Origin of the sequence: Streptomyces sp. NPDC051555 (assembly GCF_044454405.1) — a bacterium.
Classification (GTDB): domain Bacteria; phylum Actinomycetota; class Actinomycetes; order Streptomycetales; family Streptomycetaceae; genus Streptomyces.
The window spans coordinates 131,010-149,802 of the sequence record NZ_JBITDP010000015.1; the positions used below are offsets into that span (position 1 = coordinate 131,010).

At 73.2% G+C, this 18,793-nt stretch carries 16 protein-coding genes; 12 read left to right on the plus strand and 4 right to left on the minus strand.

Annotated elements, in window-relative coordinates:
* Positions 1-28 precede the first annotated feature (28 nt).
* Positions 29-445, plus strand: coding sequence for a pyridoxamine 5'-phosphate oxidase family protein (locus tag ACIBEA_RS27750; RefSeq protein WP_399265444.1), 417 nt, complete (start codon positions 29-31; stop codon positions 443-445).
* A gap of 130 nt (positions 446-575) precedes the next feature.
* Here ACIBEA_RS27750 and ACIBEA_RS27755 read toward each other — a convergent pair whose 3' ends face one another.
* Positions 576-2,120, minus strand: coding sequence for a protein kinase (locus tag ACIBEA_RS27755; protein WP_399265446.1), 1,545 nt, complete (start codon positions 2,118-2,120; stop codon positions 576-578).
* 226 nt (positions 2,121-2,346) lie between these two features.
* Between ACIBEA_RS27755 and ACIBEA_RS27760 the strand changes: the two genes are divergently transcribed.
* From ACIBEA_RS27760 to ACIBEA_RS27805, 10 genes are all read left to right on the plus strand, one after another.
* The gene (locus ACIBEA_RS27760; RefSeq protein ID WP_399265448.1) at positions 2,347-4,008 is read left to right on the plus strand and encodes a protein kinase; all 1,662 of its coding nucleotides are present in this window, start codon (positions 2,347-2,349) and stop codon (positions 4,006-4,008) included.
* 122 nt (positions 4,009-4,130) lie between these two features.
* Entirely contained in the window at positions 4,131-4,682 is a 552-nt protein-coding gene (locus ACIBEA_RS27765; protein WP_399265450.1) for a hypothetical protein, read from the plus strand.
* 87 nt (positions 4,683-4,769) lie between these two features.
* Complete coding sequence (locus ACIBEA_RS27770; protein ID WP_399265452.1) at positions 4,770-5,453, plus strand: PadR family transcriptional regulator; 684 nt, start codon at positions 4,770-4,772, stop codon at positions 5,451-5,453.
* On the plus strand, positions 5,446-6,240 hold the full coding sequence (locus ACIBEA_RS27775) for an ABC transporter ATP-binding protein (RefSeq protein WP_399265454.1): 795 nt from the start codon (positions 5,446-5,448) through the stop codon (positions 6,238-6,240). The genes ACIBEA_RS27770 and ACIBEA_RS27775 overlap by 8 nt, the downstream gene beginning before the upstream one ends.
* Positions 6,237-9,083, plus strand: a complete 2,847-nt coding sequence (locus ACIBEA_RS27780; RefSeq protein WP_399265456.1) for an ABC transporter permease — start codon at positions 6,237-6,239, stop codon at positions 9,081-9,083. The genes ACIBEA_RS27775 and ACIBEA_RS27780 overlap by 4 nt, the downstream gene beginning before the upstream one ends.
* 83 nt (positions 9,084-9,166) lie before the next feature.
* The gene (locus ACIBEA_RS27785; RefSeq protein WP_385783085.1) at positions 9,167-9,706 is read left to right on the plus strand and encodes a bacterial proteasome activator family protein; all 540 of its coding nucleotides are present in this window, start codon (positions 9,167-9,169) and stop codon (positions 9,704-9,706) included.
* A gap of 172 nt (positions 9,707-9,878) precedes the next feature.
* On the plus strand, positions 9,879-10,763 hold the full coding sequence (locus tag ACIBEA_RS27790) for an NTP transferase domain-containing protein (RefSeq protein ID WP_399265458.1): 885 nt from the start codon (positions 9,879-9,881) through the stop codon (positions 10,761-10,763).
* Positions 10,760-12,361 carry a molybdopterin molybdotransferase MoeA gene (locus ACIBEA_RS27795; protein WP_399265460.1) on the plus strand — a complete coding sequence of 534 codons (1,602 nt, stop codon included), beginning with the start codon at positions 10,760-10,762 and terminating at the stop codon, positions 12,359-12,361. Before ACIBEA_RS27790 ends, ACIBEA_RS27795 begins: the two co-directional genes overlap by 4 nt.
* Positions 12,349-13,449 carry a potassium channel family protein gene (locus ACIBEA_RS27800; RefSeq protein WP_399265462.1) on the plus strand — a complete coding sequence of 367 codons (1,101 nt, stop codon included), beginning with the start codon at positions 12,349-12,351 and terminating at the stop codon, positions 13,447-13,449. The genes ACIBEA_RS27795 and ACIBEA_RS27800 overlap by 13 nt, the downstream gene beginning before the upstream one ends.
* 10 nt (positions 13,450-13,459) lie before the next feature.
* Positions 13,460-14,443: an NAD(P)H-quinone oxidoreductase gene (locus ACIBEA_RS27805; protein ID WP_399265464.1), complete on the plus strand. Its 984-nt coding sequence runs from the start codon at positions 13,460-13,462 to the stop codon at positions 14,441-14,443.
* 46 nt (positions 14,444-14,489) lie between these two features.
* Here ACIBEA_RS27805 and ACIBEA_RS27810 read toward each other — a convergent pair whose 3' ends face one another.
* From ACIBEA_RS27810 to pdhA, 3 genes are read right to left on the minus strand one after another with little or no spacing between them, the layout of a single operon-like run.
* The gene (locus ACIBEA_RS27810; protein WP_399265466.1) at positions 14,490-15,842 is read right to left on the minus strand and encodes a dihydrolipoamide acetyltransferase family protein; all 1,353 of its coding nucleotides are present in this window, start codon (positions 15,840-15,842) and stop codon (positions 14,490-14,492) included.
* On the minus strand, positions 15,842-16,864 hold the full coding sequence (locus tag ACIBEA_RS27815) for an alpha-ketoacid dehydrogenase subunit beta (protein ID WP_399265468.1): 1,023 nt from the start codon (positions 16,862-16,864) through the stop codon (positions 15,842-15,844). Before ACIBEA_RS27815 ends, ACIBEA_RS27810 begins: the two co-directional genes overlap by 1 nt.
* Positions 16,861-17,997, minus strand: a complete 1,137-nt coding sequence (gene pdhA, locus ACIBEA_RS27820) for a pyruvate dehydrogenase (acetyl-transferring) E1 component subunit alpha (RefSeq protein ID WP_399265470.1) — start codon at positions 17,995-17,997, stop codon at positions 16,861-16,863. The genes ACIBEA_RS27815 and pdhA overlap by 4 nt, the downstream gene beginning before the upstream one ends.
* A gap of 178 nt (positions 17,998-18,175) precedes the next feature.
* On the opposite strand from pdhA, the gene ACIBEA_RS27825 reads away from it, so the two are divergent.
* Entirely contained in the window at positions 18,176-18,775 is a 600-nt protein-coding gene (locus ACIBEA_RS27825) for an Lrp/AsnC family transcriptional regulator (RefSeq protein ID WP_399265472.1), read from the plus strand.
* Positions 18,776-18,793: the final 18 nt, after the last annotated feature.

Genomic DNA, 18,793 nt, shown 5'->3' on the forward strand with positions numbered 1-18,793 from the left:
ACGGTGTCGGCAGCGGACAGTGGACGGCATGTCCCCTGAGGAACTCCACGCCATCGAACTGCTGCGCCAGGTGCCGTACGGCCGGGTCGCCACCAGCATGCGCGCGCTGCCCTTCCTCGCCCTGGCCCGCCACATCGTGGTCGACGGCAAGGTGGTGCTGAGAATGCACGCGGGCTTCGGTTATCACCAGGCCTGCAACGGCAGCGTGGTCGCCTACGGCGCCGACAACTTCAATACCGGGGACCCCCGGTTGTGGTCGGTGCAGTTCACCGGAACGGCACAGATCGTCGAGCCGACCACGGCAGAACTGGAACTCTTCGGTCCAGGTCCGCATTTCATCGACGGCGCGGTCTTCGACCCCGTCTACATGCGAATCGAGCCGCAGTTCGTGACGGTCCACGCGCTGGCCGGTAATCACGACCGGCAGTACCAGCACGCCCTCTGAGCAGCACGATCTCCGAACAGCACGGCCTCCGGGCAGTACGTTCTCCGAACAGCGGGAACGCCGAGCACGCGGACGGGCCCGGCGGAAGGAATTCCGCCGGGCCCGTCCGCGTGCTCCTGCCGCTGTCCCGCTAGGGGGTGTCCGGGGAGGGGCTCGACGGCTTGCTCGACTGCGACCTCGACGGCGCCGGGGACGACGGCGTGTGCGAGGGCTCGCTCGACGACTCCGAGGTGGACGGCGTCGGCGACGGGCTGTAGCTCGGCGTCCGCGACCGGCTCGGGGTCGAGGAGTAGCTCTCGCGCGTGCGCGGGGACTCGGGCGTGTCCGAGGGCGAGGTCTCGGGGCTGCTCGGCGAGCTCTGCCCGCTGCTGGGCGGGCTCTGCGAGCTGCTCTGCTCGGTGCTGGGGCTGCCCTTGCTGCCGGTCTGGTCCAGGGCGTAGACCACCCCGCCCGCGATCGCGATCACCGCGAGCGCCGCGAAGAGGACCATCTTCCAGCGGCCGCCGCCGGAGCCGCCCTGGCCGTTCCCGTGGCCCTGGCCGCCGTCGTGGTAGCCACCGCCGCCGCCGGGGAAGGCCGAGCCGTCGTCCGGGTTCAGCGGCGGCACCATCGGCTGCTGGAACTGCGAGGTCGTGGCGTTCGAGGGGTACTGCTGGCGGCCGCCGGTGTTCCCCATCGGCATGGCCGTGGTCGCGGCCCCGCCGCGCCCGTGCGGCAGCGTCATGGAGATCGGACCGGTGTTCCAGGTGCCCGTGTTCGCGCCCTGGTCCTGGAGCATCTGGAGGGCGTACCCGACCAGACCGCGCATCTCCTCGGCGCTCTGGAACCGGTCGTCCGGGTCCTTGGCCAGGGACCGCATGACCAGTCCGTCGAGCTCCTGCGGGATCGCGCCGCCCTCGGGCAGCTGCGAGGGCGGCACCGGTGCGTCCTGTACGTGCTGGTAGACCACCGACAGCGGCGTCTCGCCCGTGAACGGGGGTCGCAGCGCGAGCAGTTCGTACAGCAGGCAGCCGGTGGCGTACAGGTCGGAGCGGTGGTCGACGGCCTTGCCGAGCGCCTGCTCGGGGGAGAGGTACTGCGGGGTGCCCATGACCATGCCGGTCTGGGTCATCGTCGACTGCGCGCCGTGCAGGGCGCGCGCGATGCCGAAGTCCATCACCTTCACCGCGCCGGTGTTGGTGATGATGACGTTGGCGGGCTTGATGTCGCGGTGCACGATGCCGTGCTGGTGCGAGTAGGCCAGGGCCTCCAGCACGCCGGACACGATGATCAGCGCCTGGTCGGGGCCCGGGGCCTCGGCGCTGATCAGCAGGTCGCGGATGGTGCGTCCCTCGACCAGCTCCATCACGATGTACGGGACCACGTTGGGGCCGACCCGGTCCTCGCCCGAGTCGTAGACGGCCACGACGGCGTGGTGGTTCAGGCCCGCGACCGACTGTGCCTCGCGGGTGAAGCGGGCTTTGGAGACCGGGTCCTCGGCGAGGTCCGCGCGCAGCAGCTTCACGGCGACGGTCCGCCCCAGGCGCACGTCCTCGGCGGCGAACACCTCCGCCATGCCGCCGCGGCCCAGGCGGTGGGTCAGCCGGTACCGGCCGTCACCCACGATCCCGCCGGCGCCCCAGTGCTCAGGACCATCAGCCATCCCGGCGCCGTTTCCCTCGGGTTCGGGTGCCATCAGTCCTCGCCGTCGTCTCTCTGGGCCGCACAAGCGGTGGGTCTTGTTCGGAGTGCTCCGATGAACGCTACAGCCTCGGCGCGACTCGCCGACCGGCTCGACGGCCTGTCCCCGTGTGGTCACGGATCGGGCAGCTGGCTTGACGTGGGCTTGCCCTCCGGCAGACTGGGCGCGATATGCGCTCCGTCGGACGCGTGCGCACACTGCTTGAGGGGAAGCGACAGTCATGAGCCAGGACGGCACTGAGGGCCGGTACGCGGGCGGGTCCTTGGCCGGCGGCCGGTACCAGCTGCGGGACTTGCTCGGCGAGGGCGGCATGGCGTCCGTGTACCTCGCGTACGACTCCGCGCTCGACCGGCAGGTCGCGATCAAGACCCTGCACAGCGAGCTCGGTCGGGAGCAGTCCTTCCGCGAGCGCTTCCGCCGCGAGGCCCAGGCTGTAGCGAAACTGTCGCACACCAACATCGTGTCGGTGTTCGATACCGGCGAGGGTGATCTCGGCGGCATGCTCATGCCGTACATCGTCATGGAGTACGTGGAGGGCCAGCCCCTCGGCAGCGCGCTCCAGTCGGACATCACGCAGTACGGGGCGATGCCGGCAGACAAGGCGCTGAAGGTCACCGGCGACGTGCTGGCGGCCCTGGAGACCAGCCACGAGATGGGCCTGGTGCACCGGGACATCAAGCCGGGCAACGTGATGATGACCAAGCGCGGCGTGGTCAAGGTCATGGACTTCGGCATCGCGCGCGCCATGCAGTCGGGCGTCACCTCCATGACCCAGACCGGCATGGTCGTGGGCACCCCGCAGTACCTCTCCCCCGAGCAGGCGCTCGGCCGGGCCGTCGACGCGCGCTCCGACCTCTACTCGGTCGGCATCATGCTCTTCCAGCTGCTGACGGGCCGCCTGCCCTTCGAGGCGGACTCGCCGCTGGCGATCGCGTACGCGCACGTGCAGGAGGAGCCGGTCGCGCCGTCCTCCATCAACCGCTCCGTGACGCCCGCGATGGACGCGCTGGTCGCCCGCGCGCTGAAGAAGAACCCGAACGAGCGCTTCCCCACGGCCGATGCCATGCGCGGCGAGGTCCTGCGCGTGCTGTCGGCGGGGCAGACCGGGGCTCCCGTGATCGTCACGGGCGCGCCCGTGAGCAGCGGCGCCGGGGTGTCCTCGGCCGTCTTCCCGCCGGTGGACTCCGGTTTCCAGTCCCCGCCGCCGCACGCGCTGCAGCAGCCGTACCAGTCGTCGCCGTACGGGCCCGCCACCCCGGCGCCGCAGCACCAGCAGACGCCGCCGCCCGCGTACGCGTATCCGCACCAGCAGCAGCACACGCCGCCGCCCCAGCAGCAGCACGCGCAGTACGCCCCGCACGCGCCGCAGACCCCGCCGCCCTTCACCATCTCGCCCGCGGCCACCAGCGCGTCCACGAGCGGCGGGGGCGCCGGCGGCGGCCGGAACACCCCGGTGATCGTCGGATCGATCGTCGTGGCCCTGCTCGCCATCGGCGGTCTGATCACGGCGATCTCGTTGAGCGGCGGCGACAAGGGCGGTGACGAGCCGAAGGCGGGCTCCACCGTGAGCTCGTCGCCCTCGGCGAAGAGCGGCCACAAGGGTCCGGACACCACCCGCACCATCGACGCGGCGAAGTGCAAGGAAGCCACGAAGTCGTACAAGGACGCGACCAAGGTCGACGCCCCGGACTTCCGGTACAAGGACGTCCGGTCGGTGAAGGAGTGCCTCCAGGCCGCGGGCTGGAAGTTCACCATCCAGACGCGCGACGAGGCGGTCTACGGCCAGGACACGGTGCTGGAGCAGCTGCCCGCGGCCATGGCCGACGTGCCGAAGGACGGCGCCGAGTTCACCCTCGTCGTCTCCACCGGAGACCCGCAGTAGCCCCACCGCAGGACACGACGGCATCCCGGGCACCCCTGATGGGGCGCCCGGGATGCCGCTTTTGCCCCACCGTGTAAATCTGAGCGTGACACCTCGGTCGCTCGGGACGGGAGGGGCTCCCCGTGACGCAGTACTTCCGCCGGCCCGCCGGGACCGCGTCGGGCCCGGCCGCATCGCCCCTGGCCCTCACGGCCTTCGCCGTACTGGCCCTCACCTGCCTCGCGCCCGCCTCCGCGGCCCTGGCCGCACCGCCCGCGCCCGCCGTGCGCCCCGTCCCCCTGACCGTGCGCGCCGCTCCGCTGCCCGGGTACGCCGTCCCCGTGCCCGTCCGCTACGTCCTGCCCGGGTACGACGGCCCCGAGGACGACGAACTGGCGGGCAGCGTCGCGGGCGCCGGACGCGAGCACCCCGGCCGACCGGCCGCCGAGCCCGCGAACCCGGAGACCGTCCTGGCCTCCCGGCCGCTCCTGCCGGTGCGGCCGCGCCCCGCCGAGCGGGTCGCCCCGGCGCAAGCCGAGCCGAGCCGGCCGCCCGGGCCGCAGGCCCAGGCGATGGGCGGCGGGCCGGGTGGACGGGCCGCCGACCTGGCCGCGCACATACTGCCGCTGGGTACGGGATTCGCCCTGATGGGACTGGGTCTGGGGTACATGGGCGTGCGGCTGCGCCAGCTCTGACACGAGGGCCGAAAGGACCGGGTCCCCCTCACGGAGTAGGCCTTTTGGCGGTTGTCCTGGCCTGCATACTCGGTATACATACTGAGTATGTCTATCCGCCATGGCCTCCTCGCCCTCCTGGAACGGGGACCTCGGTACGGCTCACAGCTGCGCACCGAGTTCGAATCCCGCACCGGTTCCACCTGGCCTCTCAACGTCGGGCAGGTCTACACGACCCTCGCCCGCCTGGAACGTGACGGCCTGGTCGCCCCCGGCGGCGAGGACGCCGCGGGCCACACCCTGTACGCCATCACCGACGCCGGCCACCAGGAACTGTGTTCCTGGTACGAGCGCCCCGTCGACCGCACCAACCCGCCCCGCGACGAGCTGTCGATCAAGCTCGCCATGGCCGTGGGCGCCCCCGGCGTGGACATCCGCGCCGTCATCCAGTCCCAGCGCCACGCCACGATCCGGGCGATGCAGGACTACACCCGGCTCAAGGCCCAGGCGCTCGCCGCCATCGAGAGCGGGAAGTCCCAGGAACGCGACGACGTGGCCTGGCTGCTGGTCGTCGAACAGTTGATCTTCCAGACCGAGGCCGAGGCCCGGTGGCTCGACCACTCCGAATCCCGGCTGGTGCGGCTCTCCGTCCTGGCCGAACGGGGAGCCCCGGCGCCCGCACCATCGACGGCCGACCCGGGGCCCGATCCGGGACCCGCCCCGGCACGAGCCGCCTCCAGCACCGCTTCCACCACCGCCCAGCCGTCCCGAGGGGGACTTCCGCATGCCTGACCAGCACCAGCACCAGCAGCCGCACCAGAGCCCGCGCCACGGCCGCCCGGCCCGGGACGCCCAACAGCCCGTCCTCCAGCTGGACCAGCTCGTCCGTACCCACGGCAGCGGCGCCACCGAGGTGCACGCCCTGCGGGGCATCAACCTCAGCGTCTACCCCGGTGAGCTCGTCGCCGTCATGGGCCCCTCCGGCTCCGGCAAGTCCACCCTGTTGACCCTCGCGGGCGGGCTCGACACCCCCAGCAGCGGCCGGGTCATCGTCGAGGGCACCGACATCACCACGGCGAACCGCAAGCAGTTGGCCGCCCTGCGCCGGCGCAGCATCGGCTACGTCTTCCAGGACTACAACCTCATACCGGCGCTCACCGCCGCCGAGAACGTGGCCCTGCCCCGCGAGCTGGACGGGACCTCCGCCCGCAAGGCCCGGGTCTCCGCCCTGGCCGCCCTCGAAGAAATGGGGCTGGGCCAGCTCGCCGACCGCTTCCCCGACGAGATGTCCGGCGGTCAGCAGCAGCGCGTGGCCATCGCCCGCGCCCTGGTGGGCGACCGCCGCCTGGTCCTGGCCGACGAGCCGACCGGCGCCCTGGACTCGGAGACCGGCGAGTCCGTGCTCGGGCTGCTGCGCTCCCGCTGCGAAGCGGGCGCCGCCGGCATCCTGGTCACCCACGAGCCGCGCTTCGCGGCCTGGGCGGACCGGGTGGTCTTCCTGCGCGACGGCAGCGTCGTCGACGAGACCCTGCGCCAGGGGGCCGACTCCCTGCTGTCGGGGCTGGGGACCGCCCAGTGAAGGCCTGGTACCACTCCTGGATCGCGGCCCTGCGGATCGCCCGCCGCGACGCCTGGCGCGCCAAGGGCCGCAGCGCCCTCGTCCTCGCCATGCTGGCACTGCCCATCATCGGGGTGAGCGCCGCAGACCTCACCCTGCGCAGCGCCGAACTCACCACCGCCCAGACCCTGGACCGCAAGATCGGCAGCGCCGACGCCGTGCTGAGCGCCGGCCTCGGCGCGCCCCTCTACCAAAGCCCCGACGGAGAGAGCTACGCGCCCGTCGGCGGCTACAAGAACTACCAGCCGCCCAAGAACGACGATCGGTCGGAAAACCTCAAGGCAGCGGTCCCGGCCGGCGTGGAGAGCGTCAAGAACAGCCTGGGCCACGCGAAGGTGCGCACCACACACGGGCTGCTGAGCACCCAGATGCGCGAAGTCGACGCCGCGAGCCCGCTGGTCAAGGGCATGTTCACGCTCACCGGCGGGCGGCTGCCCCAGCAGAACGGCGAGATCGTCGCCACCGACGCCTTCCTGGCCGAGTCCGGGTACTCCGTCGGCTCCACGGTCACCCCCCGGGGCACGAACACCTCGTACAAGATCGTCGGCTCGTACGAACTGCCCAACAGCCTCGGGAGCACGGAGCTGCTCGCCCCGCCCGGGAGCCTGCTCGCCCCGCTCGACCGCACACTGACCGAGGCCGGGCTCAGCTCCGTCCGGGCCGTCGACACCTACCTCGTGAAGGTCGGCGGCGAAGGTTTCACGTGGAACATGGTCAAGGAGATCAACGCCAAGGGCGCGGTCGTCCTCTCCCGCGCCGTGACCCTCAAGCCGCCGGCCGACTCCGCGGTGCCGCTGTACCAGCAGGAGGAGCGGAACACCTTCACCGGACAGACCGGCCGGGCCACCGCCATGGCCATCGCGGCGACCGTCGTCGGTCTCGCCATGCTGGAGATCTGCCTGCTGGCGGGTCCCGCCTTCGCGGTCGGCGCACGTCGCTCGCGACGCCAGCTCGGCCTGGTCGGCGCCAACGGCGGCGACCGGCGGCACATCCGGTCGATCGTGCTCTCGGGCGGCCTCGTGCTCGGCGTCATCGCCGCCGTCATCGGCACGGGCCTCGGGGCGGTGCTCACCCTCGTCCTGCGGCCGTATCTGGAGGAGAAGCTCGGCGCCCGTTTCGCCGGCTTCAACGTGGTACCGCTGGAGCTCGTCGGGATCGCCCTGCTGGCCGTGCTGACCGGCCTGCTGGCCGCGATCGTCCCGGCCATCACCGCCTCCCGGCAGACCGTCCTCGCCTCGCTCACCGGCCGGCGCGGGGTGCGCAGGTCCAACCGGATCCTGCCGCTCCTGGGTCTGCTCGCCCTCGCCGGGGGCGCGGCCATCGCGCTCTACGGCACGGTGTCCGGCATGGGCTTCATCGTCGTCGCGGGCGGCAGCGCCATCGCCGAACTGGGCCTCGTCGCCATGACCCCGATGCTGGTCGGCCTGTTCGGCCGGGTCGGGCGCTGGCTGCCCCTCTCCCCGCGGCTCGCCCTGCGCGACGCGGTGCGCAACCGCGGGCGCACGGCCCCCGCCGTGGCCGCCGTCCTGGCCGCCGTGGCCGGCACGGTCGCCGTGGCGACGTACCAGCACAGCAAGGAGGTCCAGTCCGTTCACGAGTACACGGCCAAGCTGCCCAGCGGCTCCGGCACCATCGTCATGAACGAGGCGGGCGGCTACCGCGATGTGCCCGCCGTGCGCGACGCCCTGTCCCAGCAGTACCCGGTGGCCGTCCGCGCCGATGTGGACCGGCTCGTCGTCGGCAAGGCCAGCTGCGAGCGCTACGGCGAGAGCACCAAGGGCTGCGGCACCGCCGAGCTCATCGTGCCCAAGGAACAGCGCTGCCCCCTCGACGAAGCGGAGCACGGCCCCGCCTCCTTCGGCCTCGAAGAGCAGAAGAAGCTGCTCAAGGACTGGCGCTGCGCGCGGGCCGACTACTTCGCCCCGAACCAGACCGTCGTCGCCGACCAGAAGCTGCTGACCGCACTGGCGGTCACCGACCCCGGCACCGTGGCGGCCCTCACCTCGGGCAAGGCCGTCTCCTTCGACAAGCGCAACGTCAAGGACGACAAGGTCACCATCCGGCTGATCACCGACAAGGAGAAGGCCGAAGCCGCGCGGTCGACCCGCAAGGAACTGCCGGGCGAGGACAAGGTGTTCCCCGTCCACCAGGCACCGGACTCCACCAAGGCGTACGGGATCCAGCTGATCCTGCCGCCGACCGCCGTGAAGGCCGCCGGGATCACCACCGCCCCCTTCGGCTCCTACTTCACCCTCGACGGCTCCCTCACCTCCACCCAGAAGCAGAAGCTCGCCGGGGACCTCGACCGGATGGGCGCGGACGCCGAAGTGTTCGTCGAAGCCGGCTACCAGGCGCCCTCCAGCATCGTCCTGATGGCCCTGACCCTGTTCGCGGGTCTGGTCACCATCGGTGCGGCCGGCATCGCCACCGGCCTCGCCCAGGCCGACTCCGAGGCCGATCTGAAGACGCTCGCCGCGGTCGGCGCACCCCCGCGGGTGCGGCGCACGCTCAGCGGCTTCCAGTGCGGGGTGGTCGCCCTGATGGGCGTGATCCTGGGCTGCGCCGCGGGCATCCTGCCCGGGGCCGGGCTCCGGCTCGTCGAGCGGCGCGACCTGACGCGCCTGTACGAGTCCGTCGTGGCGAACGCCCACGAGCCCGCCGGCGGCGCAGCACCGTGGGTTCCCATCGTGGTGCCGTGGCAGACCATCCTCGAACTGGTGGTCGTGGTCCCGCTCGGGGCCGCCCTGCTCGCCGCACTGGTCACCCGGTCCAGCGGCGCACTGGCCCGCCGGGCCACGGGCTGATCCCGGTGCCTCCGGACAGGTTGGATCACGCCTGTCCGGGGGCACACCGTGTGAGTACGAAGGTGTGCGAGAGAATGGTCGGCATGGAGATGCCGAGTGGTGAACGGTCGCAGGACAGCCCCCCGCACGTCCTGATCCTGGGACAGGACGGGATGGCGGTCGGCGGCGCCGATGACGAGTCTCGCGAGGTGCCGGTGACGGAGATGGTCGAACAACCCGCCAAGGTCATGCGGATCGGCAGCATGATCAAGCAGCTCCTGGAAGAGGTCCGCGCCGCTCCTCTCGACGAGGCCAGCCGCGTCCGTCTCAAGGACATCCACGCGGCTTCGGTCAAGGAACTGGAAGACGGCCTGGCTCCCGAGCTGGTCGAGGAACTGGAGCGGCTCTCCTTGCCGTTCACCGAGGAGGCCATCCCCTCCGAAGCGGAACTGCGGATCGCACAGGCCCAGTTGGTCGGCTGGCTGGAAGGACTCTTCCACGGCATCCAGACCGCCCTGTTCGCCCAGCAGATGGCGGCCCGTGCGCAGCTGGAACAGATGCGCCGCGCGCTGCCGCCCGGCTCCGGACACGAGGACGACGAGGACGGCGGCCACGGGGCCGTCCGCTCCGGCCCGTACCTGTAGCACCGGCTCCGGCATCGCCGGGACGCCCGCGCCCCGCCGCCCGTCAACGGGTGGCGGGGCGCGGGCGTTTGCTCCGCACCTCAGCGCCGTCCCCGCCCCGCGGGGAGGTTCTGGATAAATGCAGGTTAAGCGGGGTCAACCAGATGAAACACAACCCCCGCATACTCGGGACATGACGTACAACGCGATCGTGTTGGCCGGCGGCGCCGCGCGACGGCTCGGTGGCGCCGACAAACCCGCCTTGAGCGTCGGTGGGCGGGCCCTGCTCGACCGGGTGCTCGACGCCTGCGCCGACGCCGCGGACACCGTGGTCGTCGGCGCCCGTCGCCCCACCTCCCGGCCGGTGCGCTGGACCCGCGAGGAACCGCCCGGGGGCGGACCGTTGGCCGCGCTGGCCGCCGGGCTGCGGCACACCGACGCCGAGCTGGTGCTCGTGCTCTCCGCCGACCTGCCCTTCCTCGACCGCGAGACCGTACGGGCGCTGCGCGCCGCTGTCACCGGCACCGGCGCGGCGGGCGCCCCGGTGGACGGGGCCCTGCTCCGCGACGCCGAGGGGCGCGACCAGCCGCTCGTCGCCGCCTACCGCGCCGCATCGCTGCGCCACGGGACCGCCCTGCTGACCGCCGAACACGGCAGCCTCACCGGGCTGCCGCTGCGCGCCCTGACCGCCGAACTGGAACTGGTCCGAGTGGGCGCGGCCGCGCCCCTCGCTTCCTTCGACTGCGACACCTGGGACGATCTCGCGGCCGCGCGCGCCCGGATCAGGGAGCATGGGTCCGTGCTGGACGAATGGATCACCGCCGTCAAGAACGAGCTGGGCATCGACGTCGCCGTCGACACCAAGACCCTGCTCGACCTCGCCCGTGACGCCGCCCACGGCGTCGCCCGTCCCGCCGCACCGCTGACCACCTTCCTGGTCGGCTACGCGGCGGCGCAGGCCGAAGCCACCGGGGCCGACCCCGCCGCGGCGGTCGCCGAAGCCTCCCGCAAGGCCGCGGCCCTGGCCCTGCGCTGGGCGGCGGAAGCCGACTCCGCCGACGGGACCGGCTCGGGATGACACCCGCCGACGCCACCGACGCCGAGCGCGCCCTGGACGAAGCCCTGGCCGCCCTGACCCGCCCCACCGCCCGACACCACCCGACCCCCGCCCGGGACACCGGATCGGGCGCGGGACCGGGCGCGGACCCGGCCCACGCCGACGCGGCGGGTGCCCCCGCGCGTACGGCCCCTGCCCACGCCGCGACCACAGCGCCCGCCCCCGCTCCCCCTCCCGCCGCCGCTCCCGCCGCGTCGGACACCGGCGGCCCGGGCGGGGCCGCCAGGAACCCGTACGCCGCCCCCGCGGAGCCGGCGCGCGGCAGCCTGGAGCAGCACCTCGACGAAGCGCTCGCCCTGGTCGGCCGGACCCCGGCGGGCAAGGGCGGCGCGCACCGGGCCACGGCCTGGTCCCGGGCCGTGGACACCGCGACCCGGGCCGGTGCGCTCACCCCCGCCCGCACCCACCACGCCCCGCTCGCCGAGGCGCTCGGCGAGGTCCTCGTGACCCCGCTGGACGCCCTGACCGACCTGCCCTCCTTCGACACCTCGGCCATGGACGGCTGGGCGGTCGCCGGACCCGGCCCCTGGGCGGTGCGCCAGGGCGGCGGGGTCCTGGCCGGCTCAGACCGGCCGCTCCCCCTCGCCTGCGGCGAAGCCGTACGGATCGCCACCGGCGCCCGGATCCCGGCCGACACCACCGCCGTGATCCGCAGCGAGCACGCCCACGCCACGGGCGAGCCGGTCCGGCTGCACGCCGATCGGCCCGTGGTCACCGGCCAGGACATCCGGCCGCGCGCCCAGGAGTGCCGCTCCGGTGACCTGCTGCTGCCCGCCGGCGCCCTGGTCACCCCGGCCGTCCTGGGCCTGGCCGCCGCCGCCGGGTACGACCGGCTGCACACCCGGCCGCGCCCCCGCGTGGAGATCCTGGTGCTCGGCGACGAGCTGCTCACCGAGGGCCGCCCGCACGACGGACTGATCCGGGACGCCCTGAGCCCCATGCTCGGGCCCTGGCTCACCCAGCTCGGCGCCGACGTCATCGGCACCCGCCGCCTCGGCGACGATCCCGAGGGGGCCGAGGCCCTCTACCGGGCGGTCACCGGCTCCCCCGCCGACCTGGTCGTCACCACCGGTGGCACCGCCTCCGGCCCGGTCGACCACGTCCACCCCGTGCTGGCCAGGGCGGGCGCCGAACTGCTGGTGGACGGGGTCTCCGTACGCCCCGGCCACCCGATGCTGCTCGCCCGGCTCGCCGACCGCGCGCCCGACCAGAGCGCCGCCCGGCACCTGGTGGGCCTGCCCGGCAACCCGCTGGCCGCCGTCTCCGGCCTGCTCACCCTCGCCGAGCCGCTGCTGCGCGCCCTCGCCGGCCGCCCGCCCCGGCACCGCTACACCGTGCCCGCGCGCGACGAGGTGCCCGGCCACCCGTACGACACCCGGCTCGTTCCGGTCCTGCTCACTTCCGACCACGCGGTGCCGCTGCACTACAACGGTCCGGCGATGCTGCGCGGCATCGCGGCCGCGGACGCGCTGGTCGTCGTACCGCCGGGCGGGGTGGGGGCCGGGCAGGATGTCGAGGTCCTCGACCTGCCCTGGGCCACGGGGGGATGTTTCACGTGAAACTGCACGGCCAGGACGCGATGGCCCGTCAGGCGGACGAGAAGCTCGTCTCCCGGCGGATCAAGCTCCCCAAGCGCGAGGTCACCAAGCCGCTGCGGCAGGTCACGCGGCGGCTGCTGATGGCCCTGTTCGTGCTCGGCCTCACGGTCCTCATCGTCTACATCGACCGCGACGGCTACCACGACAACGCCAACGGCAAGGTCGACTTCCTCGACTGCGTCTACTACGCGACCGTGACCCTCTCGACCACCGGCTACGGCGACATCGTCCCGTACAGCGACGGCGCGCGGCTGGTCAACGTCCTGCTGATCACGCCCCTGCGCGTGGTGTTCCTGATCATCCTGGTCGGCACGACCCTGGAAGTCCTCACCGAACGGACCCGGGAGGAGTGGCGGCTGAACCGCTGGAGGAAGAACTTGCGCGAACACACGGTCGTCGTCGGCTTCGGCACCAAGGGCCGCTCTGCCCTGCAGACGCTGCTGGCCACCGGCCTCTCCAAGGATCAGGTGGTGATCGTCGACCCCAGCGCGAAGGTCATCGACATCGCCAACGCGGAGGGCTTCACGGGTGTGGTCGGCGACGCGACCCGCTCGGACGTCCTGCTGCGCGCCGAACTCCAAAAGGCCCGCCAGGTGGTCATCGCCACCCAGCGCGACGACACGGCGGTCCTGGTCACCCTGACGGCCCGCCAACTCAACCGCGGCGCGAAGATCGTGGCGGCGGTGCGCGAGGAGGAGAACGCGCCGCTGCTGCGCCAATCGGGCGCGGACGCCGTCATCACGAGCGCGAGCGCGGCCGGACGACTGCTGGGCCTGTCCGTGCTCAGCCCCAGCGCGGGCACCGTGATGGAGGACCTGATCCAGCAGGGCAGCGGCCTCGACCTGATCGAACGGCCCGTCAGGAAGGCCGAAGTCGGCATGCGGGTCCGGGAGACCGAGGACCTGGTGGTCACCGTGGTGCGCGGGCACCGGCTGCTCCCCTACGACGACCCGCACGCCAGCCCCCTCCAAGCGACGGACCGGGTGATCGCCATCGTCCGTGCGACACCGCCCACTTCGCCCCCGGTGATGCTGGGACCCGCCGAGTAGGCTCCGGCCCATGCATGCGATCACCATCCCGCAGCCCGGTGGCCCCGAGGCCCTGGTCTGGGCCGAAGTACCCGACCCCGTGGCGGCCGAGGGCGAGGTCCTCGTCGAGGTCACGGCCGGCGCCGTGAACCGGGCCGACGTGCTCCAGCGGCAGGGCTTCTACGATCCGCCGCCGGGTGCCTCCCGCTACCCCGGCCTCGAATGCTCCGGCCGGATCATCGCGCTGGGGCAGGGGGTGTCGGGCTGGTCGGTGGGAGACGAGGTGTGCGCGCTCCTGGCGGGCGGCGGCTACGCCGAGCGCGTGGCCGTCCCGGCGGGGCAGCTGCTGCCCGTCCCGGCGGGCGTGGACCTGGTGACGGCCGCCGCGCTGCCCGAGGTCGTGTGCACGGTGTGGTCCAACGTGTTCATGGGCCCGGGCAAGCACCTGCGGGCGGGCGAGACCCTGCTCGTGCACGGGGGTTCCAGCGGCATCGGCACGATGGCGATCCAGCTGGCGAAGGCGATCGGCGCCGAGGTCGCGGTGACGGCGGGCGGCCCGCAGAAGCTGGCCCGCTGCGCGGAGCTGGGCGCGGACGTCCTGATCGACTACCGCGAGCAGGACTTCGTGGCCGAGGTCCGCGGGGCGACCGGCGGCGCCGGGGCCGACGTGATCCTCGACATCATCGGGGCGAAGTACCTGGCGCGGAACGTGGACGCGCTCGCGCGCGACGGCCGCCTCGCCGTCATCGGTCTCCAGGGCGGGGTGAAGGCCGAATTGAACCTGGGCGCCCTGCTCTCGAAGCGGGCGAGCATCAGCGCGACCTCGCTGCGGGCCCGCCCGCGCCACGAGAAGGCGGCCATCGTCGCCGCCGTCCGTGAGCACGTCTGGCCCTTGATCGGGGACGGCCGGGTGCGCCCGGTGGTGCACGCCACCTATCCGATGAGCGGGGCCGCCGAGGCCCACCGGGTCATGGAGTCCAGCGCCCACGTGGGCAAACTCCTGCTGACCCGCTGAGCCCCGGACGGCGCCCGAACGGCGCCCGGCCTCCGACCGGGGGCTGTCAGAGTCCGCGCAGCAGTACCGCCGGGGACTCCACGCAGTCGGCGACGTAGCGCAGGAAGCCCCCTGCCGTACCGCCGTCGCACACCCGGTGGTCGAAGGTGAGGGAGAGCTGCACGACCTTGCGCACGGCCAACTCGCCGCCGTGCACCCACGGCTTGTCGATGATCCGGCCCACGCCGAGCATGGCCGCCTCCGGGTGGTTGATGATCGGCGTGGAGCCGTCCACCCCGAACACGCCGTAGTTGTTCAGCGTGAAGGTGCCACCGGTGAGGTCGGAGGGGGCCAGCTTGCCCGCCCGGGCCAGTTCGGTCAGCCGGCCGAACTCGGCCGACAGTGCCTCCGCGCTCATCGCCTGCGCGTCCTTGACCACCGGGACCATCAGGCCCCGGTCGGTCTGGGCCGCGAAGCCCAGGTGTACCGAGGACAGCCGGACGATCTCGTTCGCCTCCAGGTCCACCCGGGAGTTCAGCTCCGGGTGGCGGGCGAGCGCCGCCGTGCAGATCCGGGCCAGCAGGGCCAGTACCGAGATCTTCGGTCCGCCCGCGGCATTCATCGCGGCCCGGGCCGCCATCAGCTCGGTGGCGTCCGCGTCCACCCAGCAGGTGGCGTCGGGGATCTCCCGGCGGCTGCGCGAGAGCTTCTCCGCGACCACCCCGCGCAGGCCCTTGAGCGGGATCCGCTCGCCCGCGGGGGAGAGCGACACCCCGGTGTTCACCGGCGGCGCCACCACGGGCTGCGGAGCACGCAGCGCCGCCTCGACGTCCGCACGCAGGATCAACCCCTCGGGGCCCGAACCGTTCAGGGCGCGCAGGTCGAGCCCGTTGTCCCGGGCCAGCTTGCGCACCAGCGGCGAGATCACCGCCACCGGCCCGACGGCCACGGGGGCCACGGGGGCCACGGGCACGGGAGCGACGGCCACCGGTACGACCGGGGCGACCGGCACGACCGTGGCGGTGACCGGCGCGGGAGCGGCCGCCGCCGGGCGGATCCGGCGCCGCCGGGCCTGGCGGGAGTGGTCCGTCCCGTAGCCCACCAGCACGTTCCCGGAACCCGACTCCGACGACTCCGCCTCGACGGCGACCGGATCGGCCTGCGGCACCGTGCTGGAGCCGACCGCCACCGTGATCAGCGGGGCGCCCACGGGCAGCTCGGTGCCCTCCTCCCCGAACCGGGCGGTGACCACGCCCCCGTACGGACAGGGCACCTCGACCATCGCCTTGGCCGTCTCGACCTCCACGACCGGCTGGTCCACGGCGACCACGTCGCCCACGGCCACCAGCCAGCGCACGATCTCCGCCTCGGTCAGTCCCTCACCGAGGTCGGGCAGCTTGAACTCCATCACCTGGGGCATCAGTTCTCCCACTGGAGGCGGGCCACGGTGTCCAGGATCCGGTCCACGCCGGGCAGGTGGTGCTTCTCCAACATCGGCGGCGGATACGGGATGTCGAAGCCCGTCACCCGCAGCACCGGCGCCTCCAGGTGGTGGAAGCAGCGCTCCATGATCCGGGCCGCGATCTCCGCGCCGGGTCCGCCGAAGCCGTTCGCCTCGTGGACCACGACCGCGCGCCCGGTCCGGCGCACCGCCGCGACCACCGTCTCCTCGTCGAAGGGCACCAGCGAGCGCAGGTCCAGGACCTCCAGGTCCCAGCCCTCCTCGCGGGCCGCCTCGGCCGCCTCCAGGCAGACCGGCAGGGAGGGCCCGTAGGTGATCAGGGTGGCGCTCGTGCCCGCCCGGCGGACCATCGCCTTCCCGATGCCCGGGACCGCCGTGGGCGCCTCCGGCGACCAGTCGGCCTTCGACCAGTACAGCCGCTTGGGCTCCAGGAAGACCACCGGGTCGTCGCTCGCGATCGCCGCCCGCATCAGCCCGTAGGCGTCCTCCACGGTCGCCGGGGTCACCACGTGCAGCCCCGGGGTGGCCAGGTAGTACGCCTCGGAGGAGTCGCTGTGGTGCTCGACGCCGCCGATGCCGCCGCCGTACGGCACCCGGATGGTGATCGGCATCGGCATCGCGCCGCGCGTGCGGTTGCGCATCCGCGCCACGTGCGAGATCAGCTGCTCGAACGCCGGGTACGCGAAGGCGTCGAACTGCATCTCGACCACCGGCCGCAGCCCGTACATCGCCATGCCCACCGCGGCGCCCAGGATCCCGGCCTCCGCGAGCGGGGTGTCCGTACAGCGGTCCTCGCCGAACTCCTTCACCAGGCCGTCCGTGATCCGGAAGACCCCGCCCAGCGCGCCGACGTCCTCGCCCATGACGTGCACGGTCGGGTCCTCGGCCATCGCGTCGCGCAGCGCCCGTCCCAGGGCCTGCGCCATGGTCGCGGGCTTGGCCGCCGTCTTCGTCGCCGGCTTCGCCGCCACCGTGGTCATGCTTCGGCCCCCGCTTCCAGTTCGGCGCGCAGCATGGCGGCCTGCTCCCGCAGCCGGTCGGTCTGCTCCGTGTAGACGTGCGCGAACAGGTCCATCGGATCGAGGACCGGATCGGCGTTCATTCCCTCGCGCAGCGCCGCCGCCATCACCTCGGCCGCGTCCTTGGCCTGCTGGATGCCCTCGGCGTCCAGCAGACCGCGGGCGGTCAGCTCGCGCTCCAGCAGCTCCACCGGGTCGTGCGCCTTCCAGGCCGCCACCTCGTCGTCGGCCCGGTAGCGGGTCGCGTCGTCGGCGTTGGTGTGCGCCTCGATCCGGTACGTGACGGCCTCGATCAGGGTCGGACCGCCGCCCGCGCGGGCCCTGCCGACCGCCTCGGACAGCACCTCGTGCACCGCCGCGATGTCGTTGCCGTCGACCAGCCGGCCGGGCATCCCGTACCCCACGGCCTTGTGGGCCAGCGTCGGGGCCGCGGTCTGCTTGGCGAGCGGGACGGAGATCGCGAAGCCGTTGTTCTGGACGAGGAAGACCACCGGGGCCCGCCAGACGGCCGCGAAGTTCAGCGCCTCGTGGAAGTCGCCCTCGCTGGTGCCGCCGTCGCCGACCATCGCCAGCGCCACCACGTCGTCGCCGCGCAGCCGCGCCGCGTGCGCCAGGCCCACCGCGTGCGGCAGCTGGGTCGCGAGCGGGGTGCACAGCGGGGCTATCCGGTGCTCGCGCGGGTCGTAGCCGGTGTGCCAGTCGCCGCGCAGCAGCGTCAGCGCCTGTACGGGATCCAGCCCGCGGGCCACGGCCGCCAGGGTGTCGCGGTAGCTGGGGAAGAGCCAGTCGCGGTCCTCCAGGACCAGTGCCGCCGCGATCTCGCAGGCCTCCTGGCCCACGGTGGACGGGTACACCGCGAGCCGGCCCTGTCGGGTCAGCGCGGTCGCCTGGGCGTTGTAGCGGCGGCCGCGCACCAGCTCGGCGTAGCACCGGCGCATCAGCTCGGGGTCGAGCTTCTCCGCCGCCGGGGTGCCCAGCACCCGGTACGGCTCGGGGTCCGGGAGCAGCGGGGCGGCATCCGTACGGGGCCTCCAGGCGGGCGGCGGGGTGGGACGGTGGGACGCACCGGCACCGGGCAGCTCTTGGACCGTCATGGCGGCGTACACCTCCTCGTGGGAAGCGGGCAGGGAGAGCCCCGGGTGTGAGGCGCCTCACCTACCGATTGTTCGGTTCGGCGCGCAATTTGGCTACAGGCACCTCCAGGCTGTGGACAAACGGGCGCCGGGGGCCTGGGATGGGGGCAGGACGTCCAGGAGAGGGAGGCATCGGGCAATGCCGGATGAACAAATGGCCGGAGCGGGTCCGTCGCCGGCCGCACCGGGGGGTCCCGTACCGCCCGCGGCGCAGCCCGCCCCGCCGCCCGCGGTGCCGGCGGCGGCCCCGCCTCGCCCGCTGGACCCCATCGACCGTTCGATCCTGCGGCTGCTCCAATCGGACGGCCGCGCCTCGATACGGTCGGTGGCGGAGCAGGTCCACGTCTCGCGGGCGAACGCCTACGCGCGGATCAACCGGCTGATCGACGACGGGGTCATCCGGGGCTTCACGGCCCGCGTGGACCACGAGCGCGCAGGTCAGGGCGCTTCCGCCTACATCACGCTCAAGATCGTCCAGAACTCCTGGCGGACCGTCCGCGAGCAGTTGCGCGAGCTGCCGGGGGCCGTGCACATCGCCCTGGTCAGCGGGGACTTCGACGTGCTCCTGCTGGTCCACACGCCGGACAACCGCACGCTGCGGGAGCTGGTGCTGACCCGGCTCCAGGCCATCCCGGAGGTGCTCTCGACCCGCACCCTGCTGGTGTTCGAGGAAACGGATCTGCTGGCCCCGGGCACAGGCACGGTGCACGAGGGCCCGGCACTCGCTCCGGAGGACTGAGCCCGGGCCCGTAAGAGC